The 17,750-nt window shown below is 55.9% G+C and carries 15 protein-coding genes and 1 tRNA gene; 5 read left to right on the forward strand and 11 right to left on the reverse strand.

The genetic code is table 11. The features are described 5' to 3' along the window. Nucleotides 1-4: 4 nt before the first annotated feature. From cobA to F3J40_RS02045, 6 genes are all read right to left on the reverse strand, one after another. Nucleotides 5-826, reverse strand: a complete 822-nt coding sequence (cobA, locus tag F3J40_RS02020; RefSeq protein WP_167012382.1) for a uroporphyrinogen-III C-methyltransferase — start codon at nucleotides 824-826, stop codon at nucleotides 5-7. 15 nt (nucleotides 827-841) lie between these two features. Then, nucleotides 842-3,751 (reverse strand): nitrite reductase large subunit NirB, encoded by a 2,910-nt coding sequence (gene nirB, locus F3J40_RS02025; RefSeq protein ID WP_167012383.1) that lies wholly within the window; start codon nucleotides 3,749-3,751, stop codon nucleotides 842-844. An 11-nt stretch (nucleotides 3,752-3,762) separates the two neighbouring features. Next, nucleotides 3,763-4,557 (reverse strand): ABC transporter ATP-binding protein, encoded by a 795-nt coding sequence (locus F3J40_RS02030; RefSeq protein WP_167012919.1) that lies wholly within the window; start codon nucleotides 4,555-4,557, stop codon nucleotides 3,763-3,765. 10 nt (nucleotides 4,558-4,567) lie between these two features. After that, entirely contained in the window at nucleotides 4,568-5,446 is an 879-nt protein-coding gene (ntrB, locus tag F3J40_RS02035; RefSeq protein WP_167012384.1) for a nitrate ABC transporter permease, read from the reverse strand. An 11-nt stretch (nucleotides 5,447-5,457) separates the two neighbouring features. Continuing rightward, complete coding sequence (locus tag F3J40_RS02040; RefSeq protein WP_167012385.1) at nucleotides 5,458-6,717, reverse strand: CmpA/NrtA family ABC transporter substrate-binding protein; 1,260 nt, start codon at nucleotides 6,715-6,717, stop codon at nucleotides 5,458-5,460. 280 nt (nucleotides 6,718-6,997) lie between these two features. Beyond that, nucleotides 6,998-8,272: a nitrate regulatory protein gene (locus F3J40_RS02045; protein WP_167012386.1), complete on the reverse strand. Its 1,275-nt coding sequence runs from the start codon at nucleotides 8,270-8,272 to the stop codon at nucleotides 6,998-7,000. Nucleotides 8,273-8,440: 168 nt separating this feature from the next. Between F3J40_RS02045 and F3J40_RS02050 the strand changes: the two genes are divergently transcribed. The 3 genes from F3J40_RS02050 to F3J40_RS02060 all read left to right on the forward strand — a co-directional run bounded on the left by F3J40_RS02050 (nucleotide 8,441) and on the right by F3J40_RS02060 (nucleotide 11,396). Further along, nucleotides 8,441-9,079, forward strand: a complete 639-nt coding sequence (locus F3J40_RS02050) for a TetR/AcrR family transcriptional regulator (protein WP_017345905.1) — start codon at nucleotides 8,441-8,443, stop codon at nucleotides 9,077-9,079. Between the two features lie 86 nt (nucleotides 9,080-9,165). Further along, nucleotides 9,166-10,545, forward strand: coding sequence for a D-arabinono-1,4-lactone oxidase (locus tag F3J40_RS02055; RefSeq protein ID WP_167012387.1), 1,380 nt, complete (start codon nucleotides 9,166-9,168; stop codon nucleotides 10,543-10,545). A 17-nt stretch (nucleotides 10,546-10,562) separates the two neighbouring features. Beyond that, nucleotides 10,563-11,396 (forward strand): glycosyltransferase family 8 protein, encoded by an 834-nt coding sequence (locus F3J40_RS02060; RefSeq protein WP_167012388.1) that lies wholly within the window; start codon nucleotides 10,563-10,565, stop codon nucleotides 11,394-11,396. 537 nt (nucleotides 11,397-11,933) lie between these two features. Here F3J40_RS02060 and F3J40_RS02065 read toward each other — a convergent pair. Further along, nucleotides 11,934-13,055 (reverse strand): Gfo/Idh/MocA family protein, encoded by a 1,122-nt coding sequence (locus F3J40_RS02065; protein ID WP_167012389.1) that lies wholly within the window; start codon nucleotides 13,053-13,055, stop codon nucleotides 11,934-11,936. A gap of 343 nt (nucleotides 13,056-13,398) precedes the next feature. Between F3J40_RS02065 and F3J40_RS02070 the strand changes: the two genes are divergently transcribed. Then, a tRNA-Asn gene (locus tag F3J40_RS02070) sits at nucleotides 13,399-13,474 on the forward strand. A gap of 112 nt (nucleotides 13,475-13,586) precedes the next feature. On the opposite strand, the gene F3J40_RS02075 is transcribed toward F3J40_RS02070, so the two are convergent. Further along, nucleotides 13,587-14,429 (reverse strand): MBL fold metallo-hydrolase, encoded by an 843-nt coding sequence (locus F3J40_RS02075; RefSeq protein WP_167012390.1) that lies wholly within the window; start codon nucleotides 14,427-14,429, stop codon nucleotides 13,587-13,589. A gap of 402 nt (nucleotides 14,430-14,831) precedes the next feature. Between F3J40_RS02075 and F3J40_RS02080 the strand changes: the two genes are divergently transcribed. Next, complete coding sequence (locus F3J40_RS02080) at nucleotides 14,832-15,119, forward strand: hypothetical protein (RefSeq protein WP_017348148.1); 288 nt, start codon at nucleotides 14,832-14,834, stop codon at nucleotides 15,117-15,119. A gap of 107 nt (nucleotides 15,120-15,226) precedes the next feature. Here the strand turns inward: F3J40_RS02080 and F3J40_RS02085 are convergent, their stop codons facing one another. Genes F3J40_RS02085 through F3J40_RS02095 form a run of 3 tightly spaced genes read right to left on the reverse strand, consistent with a single transcriptional unit; the run spans nucleotide 15,227 to nucleotide 17,630 of the window. Next, entirely contained in the window at nucleotides 15,227-16,249 is a 1,023-nt protein-coding gene (locus F3J40_RS02085; RefSeq protein WP_167012391.1) for a GlxA family transcriptional regulator, read from the reverse strand. Further along, nucleotides 16,218-17,084, reverse strand: coding sequence for a formyltetrahydrofolate deformylase (gene purU, locus F3J40_RS02090; RefSeq protein ID WP_167012392.1), 867 nt, complete (start codon nucleotides 17,082-17,084; stop codon nucleotides 16,218-16,220). The genes F3J40_RS02085 and purU overlap by 32 nt, the downstream gene beginning before the upstream one ends. Before the next feature lie 45 nt (nucleotides 17,085-17,129). After that, a complete protein-coding gene (locus F3J40_RS02095; RefSeq protein WP_017348145.1) occupies nucleotides 17,130-17,630 on the reverse strand; it encodes a sarcosine oxidase subunit gamma in 501 nt (166 codons plus the stop codon). Nucleotides 17,631-17,750: the final 120 nt, after the last annotated feature.

Genomic DNA, 17,750 nt, shown 5'->3' on the forward strand with positions numbered 1-17,750 from the left:
CCCGTCAGGCTGCGGCAGAGTCCGCAAGTTGCGTGGCTAAAGGGGGAGTTTCGATACGCAGTGCTGGATGGCGGCAAAAACGCACCACTTCTCCCACAATCAATAAGCTGGGAGATTGCGGCTGGTAGTGCGCCAGCAGCGCAGGCAAACTCGCCAGCGTCGCCGTGAGCAAACGCTGATCGGGCTGCGTACCGCGTTCGATGATTGCCACGGGGGTAGTGGCCGCCATGCCGTGTTCCATTAAGCGCTGACACAGCCCGCTGCTGTGGCTCAGCCCCATGTAGAACACCAGGGTTTGCTGGCTATCCACCAGCGTTGGCCAGTCGAGTTGCGGTTCTCCCTCACGCCCGTGGCCGGTGATAAAACGCACCGACTGCGCACAGGCGCGATGGGTCAGCGGCAAACCGACGGCGGCGGCACAGCCGATGGCCGCCGTGATGCCCGGCACCACGTGGCAGATGATGCCCGCCTGCTGGGCAAACGCCTGTTCTTCTCCCCCGCGTCCGAAGATAAACGGATCGCCGCCTTTTAACCGCACCACCCGCTGCCCGGACTGCGCCAGCTCAACCAGCAGCTGATTGATCTGTGGCTGTGCCAGACGATGACAACCGCGCGTCTTACCCACGTCAATGCACAGTGCGGTGGGCGGGACTAATGCCATGATCGCACTGGAAACCAGCCGGTCATACACCACCACATCCGCCTGCTGGATAGCGCGCAACGCTTTTAGCGTCAGTAACTCCACGTCACCAGGGCCTGCGCCAACCAGCCAGACCTCACCGGCCCGCAGCGGCTCACCCTGTTTGATCATCGTCTCAAGCGTCATCGTCTACTCCTCCCCTTAGAACGCTTCTGCCAACTGCACGGCCAACGGATGTGCCAGCGCCAGAGTGTTAACCCAAATGTCACCCTGTTCGATCTTCACCGGCCAGGCACGGACGCGTAAGGTGTTGTCATCCGGGCTAATCCCGTCGCTCAGGCGGAAGCGCTTTTTATACAGTGGCGAGAACACCACCGGTTCACCGGCAATATCACCGAGCAAACCGCGTGATAACACATTGGCCCCGGTGCCAGGCTCAAGATTATCCAGCGCGTAGATCCGGGCCTCACTGTCGGGGAGATGGAACAGCGCAATCTGCTGCTGGCCGAGGCGTGCCGCCATCCCCACGTTGGCAGGAATGTCAGTCAGTGCTGCAATCCGCACCCACTCACCCTCTGCCATCACTTGCGCCGTGGAGACGGTTTTTTCCTCTGGCTGCGCCGGGCGGATCTGGCCGCGCTGTGGCACCATCACCACCGCTTCGTCTGGCGTTGCGTCATTCAGGAAGGGGCGGAACAGCGCCAGTCGCTCTGGGCTGGCCAACGTGGTCTGCCACTCACACTGGTAGCTGCCGACCACATGGGCCATTTCACTTTCCAGCTCCGCGCCGAGGTTGAGGCTGTCTTGCAGGATCACCTCACGCAGGTAGTCGATGCCGCCTTCCAGATTATCCAGCCAGGTGCTGGTACGTTGCAGGCGATCGGCGGTGCGAATGTAGAACATCAGCAGCCGATCAATGGTGGCAATTAAGGTCTCGCGATCGAGATCGCTGGCAAACAGATCGGCATGGCGCGGTTTCATGCCCCCGTTGCCGCATACATAGAGATTCCAGCCTTTATCCGTGGCGATCACCCCAATGTCTTTACTCTGCGCTTCGGCACATTCGCGGGTACAACCCGACACCGCCATTTTGATTTTGTGTGGTGAACGCAGCCCCTTGTAGCGCTGTTCCAGCGCCAGCGCCAGGCCGGTGGAGTCCTGCACGCCGTAGCGGCACCAGGTAGAACCGACGCAGGATTTCACCGTGCGTAACGACTTGCCATAGGCATGCCCGGTTTCGAAACCGGCATCCACCAGCTCACGCCAGATCGCCGGGAGTTGTTCTTGCCGTGCGCCAAACAGATCGACCCGCTGTCCGCCGGTGATTTTGGTATAAAGCTGGTAGCGTTGAGCCACCTGCCCAATGGCAATCAACCCCTCAGGGGTGATTTCACCCGCAGGAATGCGCGGTACCACCGAGTAAGTCCCGTCTTTTTGCATGTTAGCGAAGAAGCGATCGTTGGTGTCCTGCAACGGCAAGTGCTGTGGCTCCAGCAGGTAATCATTCCAGCAGGATGCCAGCAGCGATCCCACCAGCGGCTTACACACTTCACAACCGGAACCCTTGCCAAAACGGGCGATCAGCGCGCTAAAGCTGCGGATCTGATGCACGCGGATCAGATGGTAGATCTCCTGGCGTGAGAAGGCGAAGTGCTCGCACACATCCTTTTTCACCTCCACCCCAAGCTGGGTCAACTCATGCTCCAGCACCTGTTTAAGTAACGGGACACAGCCACCGCAGCCGGTACCGGCTTTGGTGCAGGCTTTCAGGCTACCCATTTCGCTGCACCCCGCCACCACCGCCGTGGAGATATCGGCTTTACTGACGTTATGGCACGAGCAGATCTGCGCGCTGGCCGGCAGTGCTGCGACGCCCAGCCCTTTGGGTTCACTGCCCGAAGGTTGGGGCAGAATCAGCATTTCAGGCTGGGCGGGCAGCGGCATGCTGTTGAGCATCATCTGTAACAGCGTGCTGTAGTCACTGCTGTCACCAATCAACACCGCGCCCAACAGCAGTTTGCCATCGGCTGAGACCACGATTTTTTTATAGATCTCATTGGGTCCATCACGCCATTGATAGCTCTGACTGCCCGGCGTGCGGCCATGTGCATCGCCAATAGAGGCCACTTCAACGCCTAACAGCTTGAGTTTGGTGCTCATATCGGCACCGGTAAACAGGTTCTCTTTGTCGAGCAGGTGATCGGCCACGCAACGTGCCATTTGATAGCCCGGTGCGACCAGGCCAAAAATTTTCCCGTCCCACAGCGCACATTCGCCAATGGCAAAAATGGTAGCGTCGGACGTCTGGCAGCGATCGTTAATTTCGATGCCACCGCGCGGGCCACGGATCAGACCGGCGCTCTCCGCGAGGTTATCGCGTGGGCGAATCCCCGCCGAGAACAGCAGCAGATCGGTTTCCAGATGGGAGCCATCCGCAAAGCACAGACGATGCTGCGCCTGTTCTCCATCAACAATTTCGCGTGTCTCTTTGCTGGTGTGTACCTGAACGCCCAGCGCTTCGATTTTGTGGCGCAGCATCTCCGCCCCGCCCTCATCCAGCTGTACCGCCATCAGGCGCGGGGCAAATTCCACCACGTGAGTTTCCAGCCCCAGCTGGCGCAGTGCATTCGCCGCTTCTAACCCCAGCAAGCCTCCGCCAATCACGACGCCGCTGCGCGCAGTTTTGGCCTGTGCCGCAATCGCATCCAGATCGTCAAGGGTGCGATAGACCAGGCAGCCGGGACGATCGTGACCGGGCATCGGGGGAACAAACGGATAAGACCCGGTCGCCAGCACTAGCTGCTGATAGTGTGTCTCTTCACCGTGCTCATCAATCACGCACTGACGCTCAGCATCCACCGCGCAGATACGGCTAGAGGTCCGCAGCGTGATACCACTGTTGGCGAAGAAATCGGGCTTCACCAGCGACAGCGACTCCGCGCTGCGGCCAGCAAAGTACTCTGACAGGTGTACGCGGTCATAAGCTGGCAGGCGCTCTTCACCAAACACCACCACCTGGTAGTGCAGATGAAGCTGGCGTTCTACCAACTGCTCGAGAAAATAGTGGCCGACCATGCCGTGTCCGACCATCACTAATACGGGCTTTTGCATTTCGGCTCTCCTTATGCGGCTTTCGGCTGTTTTTCATACAGAAACTGCAGCACCTGCTGACGACACTGCTGGTAATGGCTGTCATCCGCCAGCGCAACGCGCGAACGTGGGCGCGGTAAGTCAACCCGCATGATTTCGCCTACGGTGGCCGCCGGGCCATTGGTCATCATCAAGACCCGGTCAGAGAGCAGCACGGCCTCATCCACATCGTGGGTGATCAACACAATGGTGGTGTTGAGGCGCTGCTGAATTGCCATCACCGCATCCTGTAAATGGGTACGGGTTAAAGCATCCAGCGCACCAAAGGGCTCATCCATCAGCAGGACTTCCGGTTTCATGGCCAGCGCCCGGGCAATGCCGACACGCTGTTTCATGCCGCCTGAGATCTCCCCAGGACGTTTGTTGTGGGCGTGCGCCATCTGTACCAGTTCCAGGTTGTGCATGATCCACTCGTGCATTTCGCTTTTGTTCATCTCGCCACGAAACACCTGCCGCACCGCGAGCGCCACGTTTTCATAGGTTGATAGCCACGGCAGCAGAGAATGGTTCTGAAACACCACCGCGCGTTCTGGACCGGGTCCGGCAATTTCGCGGTTATTGCACAGCAGCCCACCGCTGCTCGGCAGGGTCAGACCGGCGATCAGGTTGAGCAGCGTCGATTTGCCACAGCCGGAGTGGCCAATCAGGCTCAGGGTTTCCCCCTGGTGGATATCAAAACTGACGTTGTCGAGGGCCAGGAACTCACCGCTGGCGGTGTTAAAACGCTGGCTCACCTGCTGCACACGAATAACGGGTTGATTACGCATCATCCTCTCCTTAACGGTTGTCATAGCTGAAACGACGGGCGATCCACATCAGCCCCTGCTCGAGTAACAGGCCAACGGCACCAATCACCAGGATGGCAACGAGAATGTGTTCCACATTGAGGTTGTTCCACTCATTCCAGATCCAGAAGCCAATGCCCATGCCGCCGGTCAGCATTTCGGCCGCCACAATCACCAGCCAGGCGATGCCAATCGACAGACGCATGCCGGTCAAAATGTTGGGCAGTACCGCAGGCAACAGGATTTTGCGCATCACGGTAAATTCCGACAGGCGCAACACACGGGCCACGTTCAGGTAGTCCTGTGGGATATGGCGCACCCCTTCGGCGGTGTTGAGGATCATCGGCCAGATCGAACAGATAAAGATGGTCCAGCTGGAAGCCGGTTCTGCACGTTGAAATAGCAGTAAACCAATCGGTAACCACGCCAGCGGACTGACCGGGCGTAGCAGCGAGATGATCGGGTTAAGCATGTGAGCCACAAAGGTAAAACGGCCAATCAGGAAACCGGTTGGGATCCCCACCAGCGCAGCCAGCCCAAAGCCCATCGCCACACGCTGTAACGAGGCCAGCACGTTCCAGCCAATCCCCTGATCGTTTGGCCCGGCAATATAGAACGGATCGGCGAACAGGCTGACGGCGGCCTGCGCGGTGGACCAGGGAGTGGGAAAACCTTTACTGGTAATGGCCGCAATCTGCCAGACACCCAGCAGCAGTGCGATACCCAGTACAGCGGGAAAAACCCGTTGCAGCAGCGGACGTAACCACGAACGGCGCACGCGCGGTGCAGCCGTGGAATTCGGCAGCGCGACAATCTCGGCGCTGGTGTGACTTTCTGCCGTCAGCGGAATGATCTGAGCCTGATTTTTCATTGCTACCTCGCTTATTGCTTAACACTGAAACTGTTGGCGTAGGCAGCGGGGTTGCTGCCATCCCAGCGCTTGCCATCGATCAGCACGCTGCTGCGCATTTCGCTGTCTGGAATCGCAATGTTGCCTACCTGGGTCGCCGCCTGTTTGTAGATATCAATCCGGTTAACCTGACGCGCCACGGCAAGGTAGTCTGGCTCCTGCTTTAACAAGCCCCAGCGCTTATGCTGCGTCATAAACCACATGCCATCGGAGAGCCACGGGAAGCTCACTTCACCATCATGGAAGAAGCGCATGGCGTGATCGTCCTGCCAGCTTTGGCCGATCCCGTTTTGGTACTGGCCAAGCATCCGCCCGACAATGGTCTCTTCTTTGGTGTTGATCCAGGCGCGTCCGGCAATCACCTGCACGGTTTCCCGGCGGTTCGCCTCTGAGGCATCGATCCAGCGGGCGGCTTCCAGCACGGCTGCGGTCAGTGCCCGCGCGGTATTCGGATTGCTGTTGACCCAGGCTTCACGCGTACCCAGCACTTTTTCCGGGTGATCGGGCCAGATCTGCTGACTGGTGGCGGCGGTAAAGCCGATGTTGTCGCTAATGGCGCGCTGGTTCCACGGCTCACCCACGCAGTAACCCACCATGTTGCCGATTTTCATGTTCATCACCATTTGCGGCGGCGGCACCACCACGCTGCGGATGTCAGTGAGCGGATTAATGCCTGCGCTGGCCAGCCAGTAGTTGAGCCACATGGCATGGGTGCCCGTGGGGAAGGTTTGCGCAAAGGTGTAGGTGCCAGCCGGGTTGGCGGCGACTTTTTTCTGTAGGCCTGCGAGGTCGCTGACACCGGCATCGTGCAGTGCATTCGCCAGGGTGATCGCCTGGCCGTTCTGGTTCAGCGTCATCAGGCAAGCCATGTTGCTCTGCGGTCCGGCGAGGCCCATTTGCAGGCCATAGAGCTGCCCATAAAGGATGTGTGAAGCGTCCAGTTCACCGGAGAGGAGTTTGTCGCGCACCGCTGCCCAGCTCGCTTCTTTGCTTGGCACCAGGGAGATGCCATGCTTTTTATCGAAGCCTTTTACTGCGGCCATCACCACTGAGGCGCAGTCGGTCAGCGGGATAAACCCCACCCGCACCTCTTTTTTCTCGGGGGCATCGGAGCCTGCCGCCCACACGCTGTTCATCAGCCCTGGCAGTAAGTAACTGCCCCCTAGCGCGGCGCTGCCCAGCAGAAACTGACGGCGGTTTATCTGGTTTTTTATTGTGCTGTTATCACTCATCCACGACACCTTCACGCTAATTCTGACGAAAAAAAAACGGCGTCCATAAGCCCGTGCAAAGTGCACGCTTATGGACGCCGTTATCCGGTTACTCTGCGCTGACCGCCGTTGGCCAGGCTGAGTAAGTTATGTTGAGTTTAATGAAGCAACTGCTGTGCCAGGTTTACCTCCCCTTGTGAAACGCGTGATTCTGGCGTTTTTCTCCCCCTGAGAGGTTTCCCGCCAGCACATCTTTGCACCGCCAGTGCACATACACGCACCTTTGGTGTGCATATCTTGCTTAGGGGCTTTCCTGCAAAATGTCCGCTACCGCCAGCATCGCCGTGGCAATCTCTACCAGCTTCTTGTTCTGATTCATGGCCATCCGCCGCAGGGTTTTATAGGCTTCTTCTTCTGACAGCGCACGGTGCTGCATCAGCAGGCTTTTCGCCCGGTCTATCGCTTTGCGTTCGTTGAGCGTTACACGCAGGGTAGTGAGCTCATGGTCCAGCGCCTGTAAGCGCCGCGCCTGCTGTTGCACCAGGCTGAGTAAAGAGCGGCTGAGCTGCGGTGTGACCCCCTCATCATTGGCCAGCCATTCACCTTGTTCATGGCCTGCATGCGGCATAAATACCGCATAGCCGCCCTCGTCCTGGATTTGCTGCCCCATCAGACTGGAGATATCAGCCCGTTGTTCATTGTTAGCCTGTTCCTGGACCGCAATGCGTGCGCGGCACAGATCCATCAGGCTGGTCTGTAGCTCATCTTCCAGTTGTTTCATGCCATCGATGCGTTGGGTAGCGACACTGAACCAGCGCAAGCTCTCCGCCTCATCTGCGGCCTGACGGGTGCGCCGGGTGCAGGCAATACGCCGCAGCCGTTCAAATTCACTGTCCGGCGTGAGATCCAGCCAGCGCTGGCGATGGGCCGCATCACAGAACTCAGCAAAGGTCGCAAAGCAGCGATCCTGGCGTTCAATCAAATCCAGCAGCGTGTGCTGTGAATGTTCATCAAACTGCCCGGCGGCCAGGGCGGCCACGCCCGCGGCACGCTCCTGCCCCGCCAGCTCTTTGCCCTGCATAAAACTGAACTGGGCAATCAGCGCACGCGAGATAGCGGGCTCTGCGGCGGCATCCGAAAGTTCAAAAACCAGCGCCAGCAGATGGCGAATGGTGTCATTGAAAAAGGCGATGGCATCCTGTGCCGTGAGCTGGCGCACCTGCTGACGCAGCGCGGGCAACAGGCTCAGGGCGTAGACCACACTCGCGACTCGGCTGAGTAAACGACTGGCCTGAGGCAGAGTCGCCGTGAGTGTTTCAAGTTGGTCGAGGTGGTGTAACAACGCAACCTGCGCCGTGAGAGCATCCTGTGCGCGTTGCGCCAGTTGCTCGCCACACAGGCGGCCCTGAGTACAGAGATAGAGGTTACTGGTGCCGCGTTCACGTTGCAGCATATGCACCATCTGGCTGATTTTCCCCACCAGTTCGCCGGTTTGCAGCAGGTAACGCAGGCTGTTGAGTTCACACTGGCGTGATGCCAGCAGAAATCGCACTGTGGTAGCAGAATCAGCGTTCATCGCGATCGTTCCTGAAGAGATGATGACGTAATCCCATGCAAACGCTGCGCCAGGCTAACTGTAAACGGTACGAAACAGGGCGAAAGGTTCTGCTTTTTTCCTATTAACAAACAATTTACACCTGGGCTGTGCTACCCTGACGCCGGCTTAATTACTTTCAACTGAGTTATGTCTGAGACTACAAAACGCAAAAACGACCCCGAAGGCTTAAAAAAACGTATCATCGCAGGCGCACTGAAAACCTTTGCCGAGTTCGGTATGCAAGGTGCGCGGCTCGAACAAATTGCGGAATACGCTGAAACCACCAAACGCATGGTGGTCTATCATTTCGGTAATAAAGAGCAGCTGTATATTGAGGTGCTGGAGCAGGTTTATCAGTCGATTCGTGAACACGAAACCAGTCTGAACCTCGCGTCCCTGCCGCCAGAAGAGGCACTGACCCGGCTGGTAGAAGCCAGCTTTGACTATCACGCCACGCATCCAGATTTTATCCGCCTGGTCTGTAGCGAAAACTTGCTGCGCGGCCGCTATATCAGCCAGTCTGCCCGCATTAAAGCCTTGAATAAAAGTGCGTTAGATCTGCTGGACGATATTCTCGCGCGCGGTCAGCAACAGGGCGTGTTTGTGAAAGAGGTGCAAACCATTGATGTTCACCGGCTGTTGAGCAGCATCTGTGTGCACCATGTAGCAAACCGTTACACCTTTAATACCCTGTTTAGCCCGGACCACAGTGAAGCGGATAATATCCGCCGTAACCGCCAGTTAGCGGTCATTGCCACACTGCGCTACGTGCAAAAAACCGACTAGATTACCGTATCGCTCGCTCTCAAGCTGTGATGGTCTACGCTTTATTAGACATTGAGACCATCACACTTTTGTTGAGGAGCGCTACCGTGAATCACGATTCTCTGCTCTACCCGCTCCGCCATAGCGACAATCCCGACGATGGCAGCTTGTGGAACTGGGCGCAAAATGCGCGTCTGGCCCAACACTTCCAGGTAAAAACCCCGCAATCTGAAGCTGAAGTCCAGCAGTTGTTACGCCAACATTCCGGCAGTGTGCGACTGGTGGGCAGCCGCTTGTCCCCGGGACGCATGTTGAATGTGGCAGAGGATGATCTGCTGCTGGATCTCAGTGCGTTGCAGGGCATTCTGCATCACGATGCGGAGAGTATTACCGTGGCCGCAGGCACCCGGCTGGAAGATCTGTTTGATCACCTCACCCGCATGGATCGTATGCTCGGCTGTTCGCCGGGGGTGATCGCCGTGCAGACGCTGGCGGGTGCTATCGCCACCGGGACACACGGGCAAGGTATGCAGCAAAGTTCGCTGGCAGACGAAGCCCTGGCGATTCGTATGGTGCTTGCCGATGGCAGCATCCGCGAATTTCACCGTGGAGACCCTGAGTTTGCTGCCGTTCAGGTAAGCCTGGGGACGCTGGGTGTCGTGACGGCGATTACGTTGCGCACCGTGCCGTTTCGCATTTTTACCTGTGAGAAGCACGCCGTTCCGGCGGCAACGCTGGAGCAGGATCTGCTGCGCTGGAACCAGACCTATGAGTTCAGCAAGGCCTGGTGGTTTGTTGACGACGATGTGCTGCACGTCTGGAATATTAATCCCGCCAGCGCGTCATTGCGCGAGCAATATTATGCCCAGGGCCGGGCAGTGATTGAGCACGCGGATGAGGGAGATACTCGCCTGAATCGCACTATCGATCAGACACTGGCGCATATGCACCGAGATACCCAGGTTGAAGGGAAAGGCGGTAAACAGTTTCGCACCGTAACACGCTTTCGCGATTTTACTGACGTCACAGGCGATGTGTATCAACTGCTGTGCCGTGGTATTGCGGTCCCGCAAATCAATGTCGAGATCGGTGTTCCGCTGGATCGCACGCCAGCCATTATCAGAAAGATCAAGCGCTGGTACGCCGAGAACCGCCCACATATGCATTATCCCATCATTTTGCGCTGCACGGGCCCTTCTGCTGCCTGGCTAAGCCCGGCCAGCGATCGCGCCACCTGTTTTTTCGGGTTTGTGGTGTATTACGCCGATGATGGTTCGCTCTCTCAGGAAGGGCTGCATTTTCTGACCGAGGTAGAAAAGCTGTTGGCTGCGGAAGGGGGCCGCCCACATTGGGGGAAATATTACGATCCCACGCGTTATCAATGGCGTGAGGTTTATCCCCACTGGGATGATTTCCGCGCGTTGCGTGCCAGCCTCGATCCGGCTCGTCGGTTTAGCAATCACTATGTGAACACTCTGTTTGATTAAGGGATAAGGAGAGCACCGTGTACGCCTGGGCTACGCTTTTAACACAACCGAATTACCTGATTGGCGTTCGTGCCTTGCAGCGTTCTCTGCGTCAGAGCAAAACGCAGTGGCCGTTAGTGGTGATGGTGACTGACGCCATTAGCCATGCCGACCGTGAACTGTTACAGGAGGAAGGCTGCCTGATCCATCCGGTTGCCCCGTTGCAACCGCCTTCGGGTTTGAGTGAGCACTATGCTTCGGCGCAGTTTGGTGAAGTGTGGACCAAACTGCGCGTCTGGCAGTTGCCGGATTGCGAGCGCGTAGTGTTTCTCGATGCCGATATGTTGGTGTTGCAGAATATGGATGAGCTTTTTACCCTGGATCTCGGGGATAACCTGTTGGCCGCCTGCCATGCCTGTCGCTGTAATCCCAACCGCATCGCCTCTTACCCCGCCAGCTGGCAACCTGATTATTGCCACTATACCTGGCAGGAACGGGGGCAACCGGCACCGGAAAATGTCGATTTGTATCTCAACGGCGGCTTTTTGGTTCTGAAGCCTGACCCGGAAGTGTTTAAGCAGCTTTCGGCACGTATTGCGGCGATCGATGATTTACGCGCCTACCCCTTTTCCGAGCAGGATCTGTTGAACGAAGCGTTTGCTGGCCGTTGGCTGCCTCTGCCCTACATTTATAATGCGTTGAAAACGTTACCCTTCCAGCATCCTAAGCTCTGGCACGAGCCGGAGGTGAAGAACTTGCACTTTATTCTCGCCAAGCCCTGGGTCCGGGACTTACAGCAGCCTGAGGCCGAGCGCGACCGCTACTACGCGCTGGATAAACGCTGGTGGGATCATTACAACGGCGAGATTTAGCTGCGTTTCAGGGGCCACTTCTACCCTCACCCCACCCCTCTCCCGCAAGCGGGAGAGGGAGCACGCTCGGCAATCAATGGGCGTTGTGCAGCCACAAATCGCACGGGCAATGGTCTGCACATCTTCCACATAAAGGCGGGGATGGTGGGGAGTAGAGTAAAGCTTCCGCCGCAAGGATGCGGCGGCAGAGCCTCCAGGGAAGGATTCACGGCGTCTTTACGGCACTCCCCACCATCTGCGACTGGAACGCACGAACACCAACCGCACCACCTCAAACTGAAACGCACGGAAAAAGCTCTGCACATTATCCACATAAAGGCGGGGATGGTGGGGAGTAGAGTAAAGCTTCCGCCGCAAGGATGCGGCGGCAGAGCCTCCAGGGAGGGATTCACGGCGTCTTTACGGCACTCCCCACCATCTGCGACTGGAACGCACGAAGACTACCCGCACCACCCAACTGAAACGCACGAACACTACCCGCACCCTGCCACTGAAACGCACAAACACTACCCGTACCACCCCAAACTGAAACGGAATTTAAACCCTAACCCACTGGCGTTCTACGGCGGAAATGGCGATCGCCTCTAACACCTTCTGCACCTGCAACCCTTCGGCAAAATCGGGCCACATGCGATCGCCTGCGGCAATCCCGTTGATTAAATCGCGAATCTCCACCGTCTTCTGATCGTTAAAACCAATACCATGACCGGCGGACACGCAGAAATTGGCATAGTCAGGATGTGCCGGGCCAGTCAGGATGGTCTTAAAGCCCTGCCGTCCAGCAGGATCGTCATGCAGATACAGCTCCAGCTCGGCCATGCGCTCCTGGGTATAACGCAGCGTACCTTTGGTCCCGGTCACCACATAAGTCAGCCCCATCTTACTGCCGCAGGCGATACGTGAAGTCTCAATCACCCCATGCGCGCCATTATTAAACCGCAACAGCGCACTGGCCTGATCCTCATTCTCCACCGGTAACATCTGCCCTGGATTCTTAGCATCGGGACGCTGCTTAATCACGGTCAGCATATCGCCGCTGACTTCATCGATATCCCCGACCAGGTAGTGCGCCATATTCACAATATGCGCCGCAAGATCGCCTAATGCGCCAAGGCCCGCCAGCGCCTGCTGGCAGTGCCAGTCACGCGGGGTACTGGGGTTGGCGAGATAATCTTCATTATGGGTACCGTAAAAGTGCACCACTTCGCCAATCTCACCGCGGCTGATAATCTCCTTCGCCAACTGACTGGTCGGGTTCTTCATATAGTTAAAACCGACCAAAGTCTTCACGCCTGCGGCCTGTGCTGCACGAACCATCTCCTCAGCATCCGCCACGCTCAACGACAACGGCTTTTCAGAATAGACGTGCTTACCGTGGCGAATAGCCTCCAGCGCCATCTCCTTATGCAGGAAATTCGGCGCGCAAATATCCACGACATCAATCTGCGGATCGCTCACCAACTCACGCCAGTTCCCGGTTGAACGCGTAAACCCAAAGGTCGCCGCTTTCTCTACTGCCAACTCTGGCGTCACCTCTGCCAGCATCTCACGCACAATCTCACCTTTCAGGGCAAAAACCGTGGGGGCCTGCGCATAAGCAATCGCATGACAACGTCCAATATAGCCACTGCCGATCATACCGATTCTGACTTTGTTCATACCGTGCATCCTGATGTGTGGGGAGGTTTTTGCGGAATATATATTTCGTTTTGCCCCATCCACAATTGGCAAATGAAATATGTGTGATCACTAATGCGATCAATTCGAGGTTTACGACAAATCAACATGATGGTTTGCATAAAATAGGTGACACACATCACGATTCACACAGCAGTGAACGGTTGAAATAGTGTACGGACAATCCCATTGAACACCCTGTTTCAGTCACTGAAATGGCACCAAAACACGCAAGTGTTGAATAAACCAGCAATCGAACCCATTTCTGCAAAAGAGTTTTGACAACACCCAGCAGGGTCGATACTATGCGCCCCGTTCACACGATTCCTCTGTAGTTCAGTCGGTAGAACGGCGGACTGTTAATCCGTATGTCACTGGTTCGAGTCCAGTCAGAGGAGCCAAATTAGAAAAACCCGCTCAGGGAAACCTGAGCGGGTTTTTTGCTTTTCAAACGCATGTTCCCGGTGGCCAGACCAAGGACAACGATCTGACCGCCAGTGCCGAAACCCGTGATTACGCCTCGTTGCAGTAAATGATCTCGTAGCCGGACTGATAGCGACCCACTCGGCCAAAACCCTCCGGCCCAAAATGCATTCCGCCAATCAAAAGATTATCAGCGCTCACCTCATCAAGCAGACGACGGCGCGTTTCTGCAGCTAAGACAGCATCATAATCAAAAGCGATGGAGACTTCGGGCTTGAGTAACTGAATATGGGGAAAATGCACAATATCCCCCCAGATTAATAACTGATCCTGACTGCCTTCAATTCGGTAGCCCAAATGCCCCGGCGTATGGCCCGGTAACGGCACCGCAAAAATACCCGCAATCACCTCTCCCTGATCAACAAGCCGCAAATGACGCTGATAGCGGTCAAACACCCGACGCGCCAGCGTAAAGTTGCCCTGAATACGCTCGCTGGCTGCACGGAAATGGCTGTCGTCATTAAGATAGTGATACTCTTTGCTACTCACGACCAATTCAGCATTCTGGAACACCGCCTCACCCTCAGCCGTCAACAACCCGCCGATATGGTCAGGGTGTGCATGGGTTAACAACACGGTATCTATATCGTCCGACGTGACACCCAATGCAGCCAGATGCATATTCAACTTGCCACCCAACCCCCGAATGCCACCAATACCGCTATCAATCAGAATATGCTTGCCCTGATGGCGCACTAAAAACGTATTGATATTAATACCGCTCGGCTCCAGAACCTGCTTGTGCCGCTGAATTTGCTCACACTCGGCCGCCTCTATGGGGGACAACAGGCTAAAATCCACCTGCATTGCACCATCACTAACGGCGGTTACTGTGGTATTACCCAGATCCCTGGTAGAGAAATGCGTTTCCATGATTGATCCTCTGCTCTTCCTGCTCATCAATATCTGGCCACAAAGCGCCGCCGGATTTCCCTGTCAGCCAGAAATATCGCTACGCCGCTGACTCACCCGGTAATTATGCTCACAATCTCTGCCAGGCTGTGAAGACATTTTCCTGTTCCCGCATGAATTGATACACCGATCCTCAACCGGTGTTTTTTGATCCTCCTCTAATAATAAGAAAGTCATATACTCCCAGTGGGAAAAACATAACTATCTGTTTTATCTGACCTTAATAAATATCCTTTTCGCAAATATGCTACTTTCAGGCCATTTTATACTATTACCCCCACCGTCATAAAATTGACACCACCCCACTTTGAGTGCAACTTTTGATTAACAAAGAAAAACGTAAATGCAGGATGAGGAGACGTTATGACGACAACAACATCATTGCTGAAAGTGATTACGCAGCTGGCGGATAAATTATGTGAACCCTATTTTTACGCCAACACCCCAGCGGGAAATGCGTGCGACGATGAGAACATTGTGTTTTGTGCCGCCGGTGACGGGCTGATTGACTGCCGTGAAGATACGCCGCAGAAACAGGCCAGTAATGGCCAGGTACGCAACCCTTGCCACTTTGTGCAGGTTACCCCTTATACCGACGATGCTCGCACCACAGACCGTGTGATGGGCTACAACAGCTTCTTAAGAAAATAATGCCCGGCATCTCGCAGGAATAACTGATATAGATTTATTTCCCCGTCAGCACGGGCAGCGGAAAATATATCAGTTATTCACTGCACGCTTTATTTTATTCCCCGGCTTCACATCAACCGCTCTGTCTCACGCCGCCGACGGCGGAAACTGGCGGGCGTTTCTCCATACTGTTTTCTGAACCACGCAATCAGATGCGACGCATCGGCAAAACCACAGGCATTGGCAATTTCCGTCACTGAGAGGTCGCTGTTCGCCATCAGCTTACGCGCCTGCTCCAGACGAAGATTACGCCAGTAGACCACTGCCGTATCGCCGGTATGCTTGATAAAGGCCTGATTAAGCTGTCGGGGGCTCACGGCGAGAAAAGCGGTGATATCGTTGAGCGGTGCCGGGGAATCCAGATGTTGCTGCATATACTCCACCGCGGCACTCACCAGGCCATTTTGATAGGCCGGTGGCGCGGGCGCTACAGACACTTTTTTCGCCCGGGGCTTTTTCGTTTTCTCATCGGGTGCGAGCAGATACTGACGGACTTTATCCGCCCGTGCCGTGCCGCAATGGCGGCGTATCAGGTCAATCGCCAGATCGATGGTGGTTCCACCCGGGCTGGAGATAATCCCGCCGTCAGCAATATAGGTTTGATCGATCACCGGGATCGCCTCGGGAAAACGTTGCCTGAACTCATCGCGGGTGGTGAAGTGAATCGCACAGCGCACCCCGTTGAGCAACCCGGCATGACCGGCGACAAACACGCCACTGCACAGCGTAATCAGCGTAATGCCGCGTGCATGAAGCTGCTGAACCAGTTGCACCAATCCGGCAGGCGGGCTGCGCGTCTCTTCCAGCAATCCGCCCGCTAACACGACATAGTCCCACGGCCTGTCGAGGTCGAGATCCGTGGTTGGCGTCATCCGCATCCCGCAACTGGCGGTAACGGGCTGGTTATTCCACGTCATCAGCTCCCACTGGCAAAAGATCTGCTGGCTGGAGAACGACGCATCGGCTGCAAAGCGCAAAGATTCGACCAGTCCGGCCACAGAAATAAGCGTGAAGTGATTCAGTAAAATAAACCCGACTTTGATGTCGGGTTGCAGGGGTTTAGCGGGAGAAAACAATCGTTTTCTGTCCATATAAAAATATCCGTCGTTCCACATGGCAGGAAATAGCATGGGCTAAGGTTTGTCGTTCAATATCACGCCCTAAATCAACCAGGTCGTCGGGATAATTGGCATGACTCACCACCTCAACTTTTTGCGTAATAATCGGGCCTTCGTCTAAGTCGTCGTTGATATAGTGTGCCGTGGCACCCACCAGCTTAACGCCTTTTTGATAGGCCTGATGATAGGGTTTTGCTCCCTTAAAGCCGGGTAACAGTGAGTGATGAATATTAATCGCCCGGCCGGACAGGGTATGCGCCATCTCGCTTGAGAGCACCTGCATATAGCGCGCCAGAATCACCAGCTCAGCCCCGGTCTCCTCAATCACCTGCAAGACCTGTGCTTCCTGCTGCGCTTTGGTCTCTTTGGTAATCGGGAAGTGGTAGTACGGCAGATCGTGCCAGCGCACCAGCGGCTCCAGATCCGGGTGGTTGGAGACAACCGCTTTGATCTCGATGGAAAGCTTACCGGCACGGTAGCGATACAGCAGATCGTTGAGACAGTGATCGGTCTTCGACACCATGATCACTACCGGCATCCGATAGCCTTTTTCTGACAAATTAAACGTCATGCCAAATTCAGCGGCACGCGCGGTAAACACTTCCTGAAAATCCAGGATATTAAAATCGCTGGCCTGCGGCTGAAACTCGGTGCGAATAAAAAACTGCTTCGCCAGTTTGTCGTCAAATGAGTGTTGCTCGGTAATGTAGCACCGCTGTTGTTTTAAAAAGCCCGTGACCACATCGACTGTGCCAAGCTGGCTGGGACATTGCGCCGTTAAAATCCAGGTATCATTGTTGCGGGCCATAGCACGACTCCAGAAAAAGGTGCCGCTTGCGCGGCACTTAACAGATTACACGTTTACAGCGATGTGATACTCGCGTCCGGCATCCAGCAACCAGCGGTAGCTGTAGTCGGCAAAACTGCGGCGCACCACCAGTTGCCACACGTCCGCCGCAGGACGGCGAATATTGACCGTGGTTTTCGCAAACACGGTAATCACGCCTTTGCCCACCGGGAAGCTTTTGTCATCCACATCGTAGATCACGGATTTCATCAGCAGGTTGCGCACATCTTTACCGGTCAGTTCCAGCAGGGTCTGCCCGCCGCTGACGTTGGTGATGGCATAATGCGCATCGCCCAACGCTTCACGCAGCTTATTCTCCACCGCGAACTCTTCGCCCGGCGGCACAATCAGCAGCCACTCATCCGGTGAGAGCCACTGGGCGCTGTAGTTACCGCTGCTGTCCTGAGTCATGGTCAAGGGTTCGCCCGGCAGCGACAGGTTTATTGCATTCCGGAGAGCCCCATCCAGAGCAATAGCACCGCCGCGAAGCACAAGATGACCAAGCATAGGTCTTTCATGAAGCGTCACCCCAGCTGGAAGTCGGGACTCTGGCCGCCCGACGTGTTTATACGACAGGACAAACGGCGATTCAGCCAGAGCAGGGTTGTCAGGGTGAGTATCAAACGT

It is taken from the genome of Candidatus Pantoea multigeneris, from assembly GCF_011752615.1.
Taxonomy (GTDB): Bacteria; Pseudomonadota; Gammaproteobacteria; order Enterobacterales; family Enterobacteriaceae; genus Pantoea; species Pantoea multigeneris.

What these genes read in the sequence shown, in the direction of transcription:
- cobA (WP_167012382.1), bottom strand. Translation starts at nt 826, where the DNA reads ATGACGCTTGAGACGATGATCAAACAGGGTGAGCCGCTGCGGGCCGGT.
- nirB (WP_167012383.1), bottom strand. Translation starts at nt 3,751, where the DNA reads ATGCAAAAGCCCGTATTAGTGATGGTCGGACACGGCATGGTCGGCCAC.
- F3J40_RS02030 (WP_167012919.1), bottom strand. Translation starts at nt 4,557, where the DNA reads ATGCGTAATCAACCCGTTATTCGTGTGCAGCAGGTGAGCCAGCGTTTT.
- ntrB (WP_167012384.1), bottom strand. Translation starts at nt 5,446, where the DNA reads ATGAAAAATCAGGCTCAGATCATTCCGCTGACGGCAGAAAGTCACACC.
- F3J40_RS02040 (WP_167012385.1), bottom strand. Translation starts at nt 6,717, where the DNA reads ATGAGTGATAACAGCACAATAAAAAACCAGATAAACCGCCGTCAGTTT.
- F3J40_RS02045 (WP_167012386.1), bottom strand. Translation starts at nt 8,272, where the DNA reads ATGAACGCTGATTCTGCTACCACAGTGCGATTTCTGCTGGCATCACGC.
- F3J40_RS02050 (WP_017345905.1), top strand. Translation starts at nt 8,441, where the DNA reads ATGTCTGAGACTACAAAACGCAAAAACGACCCCGAAGGCTTAAAAAAA.
- F3J40_RS02065 (WP_167012389.1), bottom strand. Translation starts at nt 13,055, where the DNA reads ATGAACAAAGTCAGAATCGGTATGATCGGCAGTGGCTATATTGGACGT.
- F3J40_RS02075 (WP_167012390.1), bottom strand. Translation starts at nt 14,429, where the DNA reads ATGGAAACGCATTTCTCTACCAGGGATCTGGGTAATACCACAGTAACC.
- F3J40_RS02080 (WP_017348148.1), top strand. Translation starts at nt 14,832, where the DNA reads ATGACGACAACAACATCATTGCTGAAAGTGATTACGCAGCTGGCGGAT.
- F3J40_RS02085 (WP_167012391.1), bottom strand. Translation starts at nt 16,249, where the DNA reads ATGGACAGAAAACGATTGTTTTCTCCCGCTAAACCCCTGCAACCCGAC.
- purU (WP_167012392.1), bottom strand. Translation starts at nt 17,084, where the DNA reads ATGGCCCGCAACAATGATACCTGGATTTTAACGGCGCAATGTCCCAGC.
- F3J40_RS02095 (WP_017348145.1), bottom strand. Translation starts at nt 17,630, where the DNA reads ATGCTTGGTCATCTTGTGCTTCGCGGCGGTGCTATTGCTCTGGATGGG.